The 9,020-nt window shown below is 69.2% G+C and carries 9 protein-coding genes; 4 read left to right on the top strand and 5 right to left on the bottom strand.

The window, feature by feature from the left end:
• Positions 1-4 precede the first annotated feature (4 nt).
• Positions 5-535 (bottom strand): tRNA (adenosine(37)-N6)-threonylcarbamoyltransferase complex ATPase subunit type 1 TsaE, encoded by a 531-nt coding sequence (gene tsaE, locus ACOYR3_RS16335; protein WP_422843377.1) that lies wholly within the window; start codon positions 533-535, stop codon positions 5-7.
• A gap of 12 nt (positions 536-547) precedes the next feature.
• On the opposite strand from tsaE, the gene queG reads away from it, so the two are divergent.
• On the top strand, positions 548-1,597 hold the full coding sequence (gene queG / locus ACOYR3_RS16330) for a tRNA epoxyqueuosine(34) reductase QueG (RefSeq protein WP_422843376.1): 1,050 nt from the start codon (positions 548-550) through the stop codon (positions 1,595-1,597).
• A gap of 91 nt (positions 1,598-1,688) precedes the next feature.
• Here the strand turns inward: queG and ACOYR3_RS16325 are convergent, their stop codons facing one another.
• The gene (locus tag ACOYR3_RS16325) at positions 1,689-2,096 is read right to left on the bottom strand and encodes a hypothetical protein (protein ID WP_291487795.1); all 408 of its coding nucleotides are present in this window, start codon (positions 2,094-2,096) and stop codon (positions 1,689-1,691) included.
• Between the two features lie 129 nt (positions 2,097-2,225).
• Positions 2,226-3,131 carry an AEC family transporter gene (locus ACOYR3_RS16320; RefSeq protein ID WP_291487793.1) on the bottom strand — a complete coding sequence of 302 codons (906 nt, stop codon included), beginning with the start codon at positions 3,129-3,131 and terminating at the stop codon, positions 2,226-2,228.
• A 129-nt stretch (positions 3,132-3,260) separates the two neighbouring features.
• Here ACOYR3_RS16320 and ACOYR3_RS16315 point away from each other — a divergent pair, with 129 nt between their 5' ends.
• From ACOYR3_RS16315 to ACOYR3_RS16305, 3 genes are all read left to right on the top strand, one after another.
• Entirely contained in the window at positions 3,261-4,226 is a 966-nt protein-coding gene (locus tag ACOYR3_RS16315; protein ID WP_422843375.1) for a tripartite tricarboxylate transporter substrate binding protein BugE, read from the top strand.
• A gap of 66 nt (positions 4,227-4,292) precedes the next feature.
• Complete coding sequence (xerD, locus tag ACOYR3_RS16310) at positions 4,293-5,192, top strand: site-specific tyrosine recombinase XerD (RefSeq protein WP_422843374.1); 900 nt, start codon at positions 4,293-4,295, stop codon at positions 5,190-5,192.
• A 25-nt stretch (positions 5,193-5,217) separates the two neighbouring features.
• Positions 5,218-6,183 (top strand): Bug family tripartite tricarboxylate transporter substrate binding protein, encoded by a 966-nt coding sequence (locus tag ACOYR3_RS16305; protein WP_422843373.1) that lies wholly within the window; start codon positions 5,218-5,220, stop codon positions 6,181-6,183.
• A 111-nt stretch (positions 6,184-6,294) separates the two neighbouring features.
• Here the strand turns inward: ACOYR3_RS16305 and ACOYR3_RS16300 are convergent, their stop codons facing one another.
• Positions 6,295-7,575: an EAL and HDOD domain-containing protein gene (locus tag ACOYR3_RS16300; RefSeq protein WP_422843372.1), complete on the bottom strand. Its 1,281-nt coding sequence runs from the start codon at positions 7,573-7,575 to the stop codon at positions 6,295-6,297.
• A 117-nt stretch (positions 7,576-7,692) separates the two neighbouring features.
• Positions 7,693-8,961, bottom strand: coding sequence for an EAL and HDOD domain-containing protein (locus ACOYR3_RS16295; RefSeq protein ID WP_422843371.1), 1,269 nt, complete (start codon positions 8,959-8,961; stop codon positions 7,693-7,695).
• Positions 8,962-9,020: the final 59 nt, after the last annotated feature.

Raw genomic sequence — 9,020 nt, 5'->3', positions numbered from 1 at the left:
TCGCTCAAAGACCTTGTAGCAGGCTGCGTCCCGCGGGGGTGTGGGCACGCAGCGTCACTTGCCTCTCGGTGTCGTTGATTGCTTCAATGTGGATAGCAAGGTCCGCAGGCGGCGTAAGCGCTGCAGCCTTTTCCGGCCATTCTGCCATCTTGAGGCCGGGGGCGGCAAAAATGTCCCTGAAACCCGCATCCTCCCATTCGCGTGGGTCGTCGAACCGGTAGAAGTCGAAGTGCCAGGCCATCGGGTTCGGGGCCAGGCCCGGCGCCTCGTGCGGCTCCACCACTGCGTAGGTCGGGCTCTTGATGCGCCCGGTCACGCCCAGCGCGCGCAGCAGGTGCCGCACCAGCGTGGTCTTGCCGGCGCCCAGGTCGCCGTGCAGCGTGACGAACGCGTGGCCCAGCCCGGGCTGCGCGGCCAGGCGGCGTGCGAACGCGGCGGTGTCGTCCTCGCTGTGCCAGACGTACTGGCGGGCCTGGTCGCCAGCGGCCGCGGCGGCGGTTTCTACAATCTGGCCGGTATGGGGTGCAACAGTCAACTCGTTCCTCAAATGCAGGAGTGGGCCCGCGAGCTGGGATTTTCCCAAATTGGCGTGGCGGGGGTGGACCTGTCCGCTGCAGAGCCCGGCCTGGCGGCGTGGCTGGCCCAGGGCTTCCATGGCGACATGCAGTACATGGCGGCGCACGGCATGAAGCGCGCGCGGCCGGCCGAGCTGGTGCCGGGCACGGTCAGTGTCATCACCGCGCGCATGGACTATCTGCCCCGCAGCACGGGCGTGCGGGCGCCCGAGGGCTGGCAGGCGCTGGAGCTGGCCCGCCTGGCGCGGCCGCAAGAGGGCATCGTGTCCGTCTACGCCCGCGGACGCGACTACCACAAGGTGCTGCGCGCGCGGCTGCAAAAGCTCAGCGACCGCATTGCCCAGGCCATCGGCCCGTTTGGCCACCGCGTCTTCACGGACTCGGCCCCCGTGCTGGAGGCCGAGCTTGCCGCGCGCAGCGGCCAGGGCTGGCGCGGCAAGCACACGCTGGTGCTCAGCCGCGAGGCGGGCTCGATGTTCTTTCTGGGCGAGATCTATGTGGACATGGCTCTGCCCGAAAGCGCGCCGGTCACCGCGCACTGCGGCAGCTGCAGCGCTTGCATCGACGTGTGCCCCACGCAGGCCATCGTCGCGCCGCACCGGGTGGACGCGCGCCGCTGCATCTCGTACCTCACCATCGAGCATGCCGGGCCCATCCCGCCGGAGCTGCGCCCGCTGCTGGGCAACCGCATCTATGGCTGCGACGACTGCCAGCTCATCTGCCCCTGGAACAAGTTTGCCCAGGTCAGCCGCCTGCCCGACTTCGACGAGCGCGCCGGCCTGTCGGGCCAGCAGTTGGCGCACCTGTTTGCCTGGGACGAGCCCACCTTTTTGCGCATAACCGAAGGCGGCCCGATCCGCCGCATCGGCCACGAGCGCTGGCTGCGCAACGTGGCGGTGGCGCTGGGCAATGCGCTGCGCGCCACGGGCGACGAAGCCCTGCGCACGGCGCTGCAGTCCCGCGCCGGGGACCCGAGCGCGCTGGTGCGCGAGCACGTGGCCTGGGCGCTTGGTCTGGAGTGAAATCGGCCTGCAGCGCTTGATGGATAAGCGCAAGCAGCTATCAAAAGTGAAGCATTTGCGCCGCGCTGCAGCGTGCCGCGCTCCCCGGGGCCTATCGCTGGGGCCGGCCGTTGCGGGCGTCCGGATCGCTGGGGCCGTTGCGGTCTGACAAGCCCGCGCCCGGCGCGCGGCCCACGGCGCCCTGGTCTCCGGTGTTGTGCGGCGGCGTGCTCCAGGTGCCGCCGGTGCGGCGGTTGTCGCCGCGCGGGTGGTCTTCGGTGGCGTCGTCAAAATTCAGCTGCTCGGAGGTGGTGGGTGGCACGTCCGCCGCGCCCCGGTCGCGCTCGTTGACCCCGCTGGGCGCGACCAGGTTCGCGTCGGGTGGCTGGCCCTGCTCGTCGGATGGGCCTTTGCCGCGTGCGTTGGTCTGGCCGTCGGTGGCGTAGCGTTCCACATCGGGGGAGGGGCGGTCGGGATTCACGCGGGGCGTGCCGTCGCGCGATTCTTCCTGGTTGGGCATGGCGGGTCTCTCCTGTAGATGGCGTCGGCCCCGTTGGCCAGCGCAAGCCGCCATGCTCGGGCGCCGGGCAGCCCGGGCCTGTCGGTGCGGTGCGGGGCCGGGGGTAGGAGAGGGCGCACGCCCCTGGGGCTACCGCAGCACGGCCAGCGCAAACGGCAGGCTCACCATGCCCAGCAAGGTGGACAGTGTCACCAGCCCCGCCACATACGGCCCGTTGTAGCCCATGCGCGCGGCCAGCACGTAGCAGGTCGACGCCGTGGGCAGGGCCGAGAACGCCAGCAGCACGGTGGTCTGCACGGGGCTCAGCCGCAAGAGGTGGGCCAGCCCGAACGCCAGCAGCGGCTGCACCAGGTGCCGGATGGACAGCACCGCAATGCTCAGCGCCTTGCCGCGTGCCAGCAGGCCAAACTCCAGGCCCGCGCCTGCGGCCATCAGCCCCAGCGCCAGCGACGCGGCGCTGATGCGGCTGACCGTGGGGCTGGCCCACTCGGGAATGCGAAACCCCAGCAGATTGGCCACCAGCCCCGACAGCGTGGCGATGATGAGGGGGTTGCGCACCAGCTCCCGCGCAAAGCTGTGCTGCCCGTGCCGCGCCATGGGCCACACGGCCGCCACGTTGAACAGGGGCACGCACACGCCGATGAGCACCGCGATCATCAGCAGCCCCTCGGCGCCCGCCAGGCGCTCGGCAATGGCCAGGCCGATGAAGGAGTTGAAGCGGAACGCCACCTGGGCGCTGGCCGCATGGTCGCGCGCGTCGATGTGGCGGCCCAGCAGCGGCCAGTGCGGCAGGCTGTAGGCCAGCGCGATGCCGGTGACGCCCATGGCCAGCCCGGCGGCAATCAGGCCCGATGCGGCGCCCACGTCCACCGGGCTCTTGACGATGGACTGGAACAGCAGCACCGGGAACAGCAGGTAGTACACCAGGCTCTCCACGGGCTGCCACACCGAGCGGTTGAGGGCGGTGTACCGGCAGATCAGGTAGCCGAAGAGGATGAGCGAGAAGTCCGGGAGCAGGAGCGTGGCGTAGTTCACCCCGGCGAGAATACTTGATGCACCGCAAGGCCTCCGGGTTAGCCCTTATGTGCAATCCGCAGGCAAGGAGAAAGGTGGTTACGCATACCATCTGCGCTGTTGTTTTGTCACCCGCACCAAGGAGAACTCATGCACCGTCGTCAATGGCTCGCACTCACCGTTCTGGCCGCCGCCGCAGGCACCGCCGCGGCGCAGGGCTATCCCAACAAGGTGATCCGCCTGGTCGTGCCTTTCGCCCCTGGCGGCACCACCGACATCGTTGCGCGCGTCATCGCCGAGCCGCTGGGCAAGGCCCTGGGCCAGAACGTGATCGTGGACAACAAGGCGGGCGGGGGCGGCATCGTCGGCGCGGCGGAACTGGCTCGCGCCACGCCGGACGGCTACACCCTGGGCGTGGCCACCGTGTCCACCACGGCGGCCAACCCGGCCATCAACCCCAAGACGCCGTACAACCCGCTCACGGACTTCACGCCCGTCGTCAACATCGCCGCCACGCCCAACATCATTGCGGTGAATCCGAACTTCCCGGCCAAGGACTACAAGTCGTTCGTGGCCGAGCTGAAGAAATCGCCGGGCAAGTACTCGTACTCGTCCTCCGGCACGGGCGGCATCGGCCACCTGCAGATGGAGCTGTACAAGAACCTCTCGGGCACCTTCGTCACGCACATCCCCTACCGCGGCGCGGGCCCGGCCCTGAACGACACGGTGGCGGGCCAGGTGCCGATGATCTTCGACAACCTGCCCTCGGCCCTGCCGTTCATCAAGGACAACCGCCTGGTGCCCATCGTGGTTGCGGCGCCCCAGCGCGTGGCGGCCCTGCCCAATGTGCCCACGTTCAAGGAACTGGGCCTGGAGCCCGTCAACCGCATGGCCTACTACGGCATCGTCGGCCCCAAGGGCCTGCCCAAGGACATCGTGGACAAGCTGAACGCCGGCGTGCGCAAGGCGCTGGAAGACCCGGCCGTGAAGAAGCGCATCGAGGACACCGGCTCGCTGGTCATCGGCAACACGCCCGAGCAGTTCGCCGAGCAGATCAAGGCCGAGTTCGCCGTCTACAAGGACGTGGTGGCCAAGCAGAAGCTGACGCTGGAATAAGCGGTCCTTCCCAGCCACAGGCCGCCCGATTGCCGGGCGGCCTTTTTTACGTGCTATTGTTTTTGCATGTTGTCCGACAGCCAGACCGCCATTGACACCTTCGTGGATGCCCTGTGGCTGGAGGACGGCCTGTCGCGCAACACCCTGGCGGCCTACCGGCGCGACCTGACGCTGTACGCCCAGTGGCTGGCCCAGCAGCAGCCGCCCCTGGCGCTGGACGCCACGGCCGAGCACCACCTGCACGGCTACTTTGCCGCGCGCCATGCGCAGACGCGCGCCACCTCGGCCAACCGGCGCCTGACGGTGCTGCGGCGCTACTTTCACTGGGCGCTGCGCGAGCGGCGCATCACCGCCGACCCCACGGTGCGCCTGCAGGCGGCCCGCCAGCCGCTGCGCGTGCCCAAGACCTTGTCGCAAGCGCAGGTGGAGGCGCTGCTGAACGCGCCCGACCTGGGCAACCCCCTGGGCCTGCGCGACCGCGCCATGCTGGAGCTGATGTATGCCAGCGGCCTGCGGGTGTCGGAGCTGGTCACGCTCAAGACCTTCCAGCTCAGCCTGGCCGAGGGCGTGCTGCGCGTGATGGGCAAGGGCAGCAAGGAGCGCCTGCTGCCGTTTGGCGAGGTGGCCCGCCAGTGGCTGGAGCGCTACCTGGCCGAGGCCCGCGGCGCCATCCTGGCAGGGCAGCAGACCGACGACCTGTTCGTCACCCAGCGCGGCAGCGGCATGACACGCGTGATGTTCTGGGTCATCGTCAAGAAATGGGCGCAGGTCGCGGGCATCACCGCGCCGCTGTCGCCGCACACGCTGCGCCATGCGTTTGCCACCCACCTGCTCAACCACGGCGCGGACCTGCGCGTGGTGCAGCTGCTGCTGGGCCATGCCGACATCTCGACCACCACCATCTACACCCATGTGGCGCGCGAGCGCCTCAAGACCCTGCACGCGCAGCATCACCCGCGCGGCTAGTTTTTATCCATCGAAAGAAACACCCATGAAGAAACTGATCCTTGGCGCGGCGCTGCTGGGCGCCGCCACCTGGGCCGCGGCCCAGGCCTGGCCCACAGGCAAGCCCCTGCGCATCATCGTGGCGTACCCGGCCGGGGGCGTGAGCGACGTGGTGGCGCGGGCGCTGGGCGACAAGCTGGCGGCGCAGCTGGGCACCCCCGTGGTCGTCGAGAACAAGGCCGGCGCCAGCGGCAGCCTGGGCGTGGACGCGGTGGCCAAGGCCGCGCCTGACGGCTACACGCTGGGCTTCGCCGCGGTGAGCCCGCTGGCGCTGAACCCGCACCTGGGCAAGTCGCCTTTCGACCCGCAAAAGGACATCACCCCGGTGGTGAGCGTGATGTATTCGCCCGTGCTGCTGCTGGGCACGTCCGCCAGCAAGGCGGCGGACTTCAAGGGCCTGCTGGCGGCGGCGCAGGCCGCGCCCGGCGCCGTGCGCTGGGCCACCTCGGGCCAGGCGTCGCTCGGCCACATCATGCTGGAGCAGATCATGGCCAAGAGCCAGGTGCAGATCACCCACATTCCCTACAAGGGCGGCGGCCAGCAGATGAATGACGCGCTGGGCGGGCAGTTCGAGGTGCTGTCCACCAACGCCGGGCCGGCCGTGCTGCAGCACATCCAGGCGGGCAAGCTCAAGCCCCTGGCGGTGGGCGCGCCCGCGCGGCTGGACTCGCTGCCCCAGGTGCCCACGCTGGCCGAGCTGGGCCAGCCCGCGGCCAACCTGTCCTCACTGTTCGGCCTGTACGCGCCGGCGCAGACGCCGCCGGCCGTGGTGGCGCGCCTGAATGCCGAAGTGAACAAGGCGCTGGCGCTGCCAGACCTCCGCAACAAGCTGCAGGCCACCGACAACGTGCCCACGGGCGGCACGGCGGCCGAGTTTGCGCGCCAGATTGCCCAGGAGTCAGAGAACAACGCCCGCATCATCCGCGCCGCGGGCATCCAGGCCGCCCACTGAACCGCCGCGCGAACCACCACGCAGCAAAAAGAAAAGCCACCGGCCCGTGAACAGGGGCGGTGGCCGGCGTGCCAGGAGCGCTGTTAGCGCTGGGAGCGCCAGTAACGGGGCTTAGTCCTCGTTCAGGGTCTCGGCCCAGGTCAGTGCCTGCAGGTGGGCCCAGTTGACCTGGCGGTTGGACAGGTGCAGCGCGTCGGCGGCGCGGGCAAAGGCCACCTCGTCGCCGCTCTCGCACGCCTTGGTCAGCTCCAGGAACGGGGCAAACACGCCCGTGCCGCGCAGCAGCGCGTCCATCACCGGCTCGGGCAGGGCCACGGACTCCAGCGCCTTTTCCAGGGGCACGCCCAGCATGGTGTCCAGCAGGGAGAACACGCCCACCACGAACGCGTTGTCGCATTCCTCCGGCGGCAGCAATTCGGCGGCCAGCAGTTCCATCAGGCGGCCGCGCACCACGGCTGTCTGCCCCACCGCGGGCGGCGGCCCGCCGGCGCGGGAGGTGGTCATCAGCAGCGCCGCCCAGCGGAACAGCTTTTTCAGCCCCAGGATCATGACCGCGTGGCGGAACGAGGTGATCTCGCACGACAGGCCGAACCCCGAGGAGTTGATGAAGCGCAGCAGGTTGAAGGAGAGCGTGGGGTCCTTCTTGAGCAGGTCCTCGATCTCGGCCGTGCTGGCCTGTTTGCGCACCAGGTTGATGAGCTGGATGATCGTGGCCTGCGAGGGGCGGATGGTGGTGGCCTTGACCAGCGCGGGCTGGGCAAACCAGTAGCCCTGGAACAGCTTCACCCCCAGGCCGCGCATCAGCTCGTACTGCTCGGCCGTCTCCACCTTCTCGGCCACCAGGGTGGCCTTGCTGTGGGTGGTTGCGAACTTCACCAGCGGTGCCGCCAGCTCGGGCTTGAAGGCCTGCATGTCCAGCTTGACGAAGCTCGCCAGCGGCAGCCAGCTGGTGTAGGCGCGCTTGAGCGCGTTCTGGTTGAGCGCCAGGCGGAAGCCGCGCGTGCGCAGGGCTTCCAGCGTGGGCAGGCGGCCCTCGATCTCCTCGGCCGTGGCGCTGTCGGGCAGGGGCGGGATCTCTAGCACCACCTTCTCGGGGTGGATCAGCTCCAGATGCCCGCCGGAAAGGCTTTCGTGGGTGCAGTTGATGAACACCGTCTTCTTGCCCACCAGCGCTTCCGTCCCCGCATAGGACAGCGCATTGAACAGCAGGGCGGCATCGCTGGCGGCCGTGTGGGCATCGGAGGCCGTGGAGCGGTCAAACAACTCGTAGCCGTAGACCGCGCGGGACTCGTCAACGATGGCCTGGCGCGCAATGATGGCCAGGTTTTCGTCCACGGGCTCCACCGCAGGGGCGGCGAGGTCGGGGGCGTCTTGTTCGGGAGTGGTTTGCATGAAGGGCCGCAGGTGAGAAATGCTTTTTCACAATTCTAGACCTGCCGGCCCCCGAATTCCCGGCGCCGGCAACAGGCGCCCAGCGGCGCCGGGCGCGTGCGCCGCGCGGCATGCTGGCTATTCGTCGGTGACGTGGTCGGCCCAGGCCAGGGCCTGCAGGTGGGCCAGGTTGATCTGCTGGCTGGTCAGGTGCAGCAGCCCTGCGGCGCGGTTGAACATGGCGTCGTCGCTGGACTCGCACGCCTCGGCCAGCGTGAGCAGGTCGCCCAGGAAGCCTTCGCGGCGCAGCAGCGCCGCCGCGACTGGCGCGGGCACGTTCAGCAAGCCGAGGGCGGATTCCATCGGCATGGACAGCATCACGTCCAGCAGCGAGAAGATGCCCACGACGAACGCCTGATCGGCCTCCTCGGGCGGCAGGGTCTCCTGCGCCAGCAGCTCCATGAGCCGGCCCCGCACGACGGCGGTCTGCCCGACGGACGAGGGGGTTCCGCTCGCCCGCGAGGCCGTGAGCAGCAGGGCGGCCCAGCGAAACAGGCGCTTGAGCCCCATGAGCATCACGGCCTGGCGGAAGGACGTGATCTCGCGCGACAGGCCAAAGCCCGCCGAGTTGATCAAGCGCATCAGGTTGAAGGCCAGGCCCGCGTCCTTCTTGAGGGTTTCCTCGATGTCGGCCGTGGGCGCCTGTTTGCGCACCTGGTTGATGAGCTCGATGATGCTGGCCTGCGAGGGGCTCAGCAGCTTGGCCTCCACCAGCGCCGGGCGGGCAAACCAGTAGCCCTGGAACATCTGCACGCCGTGGCTGGACACCATGTCGTACTGCTGCGCGGTTTCCACCTTCTCGGCAATCAGCTCGGCCTTGGAGTGGCGGCCCGCGTAGCTGATCAGCACCGCGAGCTGGTCGGGTGCCAGCACCGAGAGGTCGAGCTTGATGTAGTCGGCCAGCGGCAGCCAGGGCGCGTAGGCGGACTGCAGCACGGTGTGGTTGAACGCCAGGTGGAACCCGCGTTCGCGCAGCTCCGCCAGGATGGGCATGCGCGTGGCGACCTCCTCTGAGGCCGCATGGCCCAGGGGCGGGATCTCCAGCACCACCTTGTCCGGGTCCACCAGTTCCAGGTGGCCGCCGGTGAGGCTTTCGTGCGTGCAGTTGACGAAAATGAGTTTCTTGCCCACCAGCTCTTCCGTGCCGGCGTGCGACAGCGCGGTGAACACCAGGATCACATCGGTGGCGGCCGTGTGGGCTGCGCCGGCGCGCGAGCGGTTGAACAGTTCATACCCCACCACCACCTGCTGCGCATTGACGATGGCCTGCCGCGCAATCATCGCGACCGGTGCGTAGTTGCCGGGTTGCGGTGCGGAAGCGGTTCCAGGGGGGGGGAGTGGGGTCATGGGTGTCATTGTGGCAAGGAACGGCCGGCAGCCGGGTGCGGCCCGTCAGGGATTGTAGG

This window comes from Acidovorax sp. M2(2025), from assembly GCF_049330835.1.
In the GTDB taxonomy this organism is placed as follows: Bacteria; Pseudomonadota; Gammaproteobacteria; order Burkholderiales; family Burkholderiaceae_C; genus Acidovorax.
This window is presented reverse-complemented; position numbering and strand designations above follow the sequence as displayed.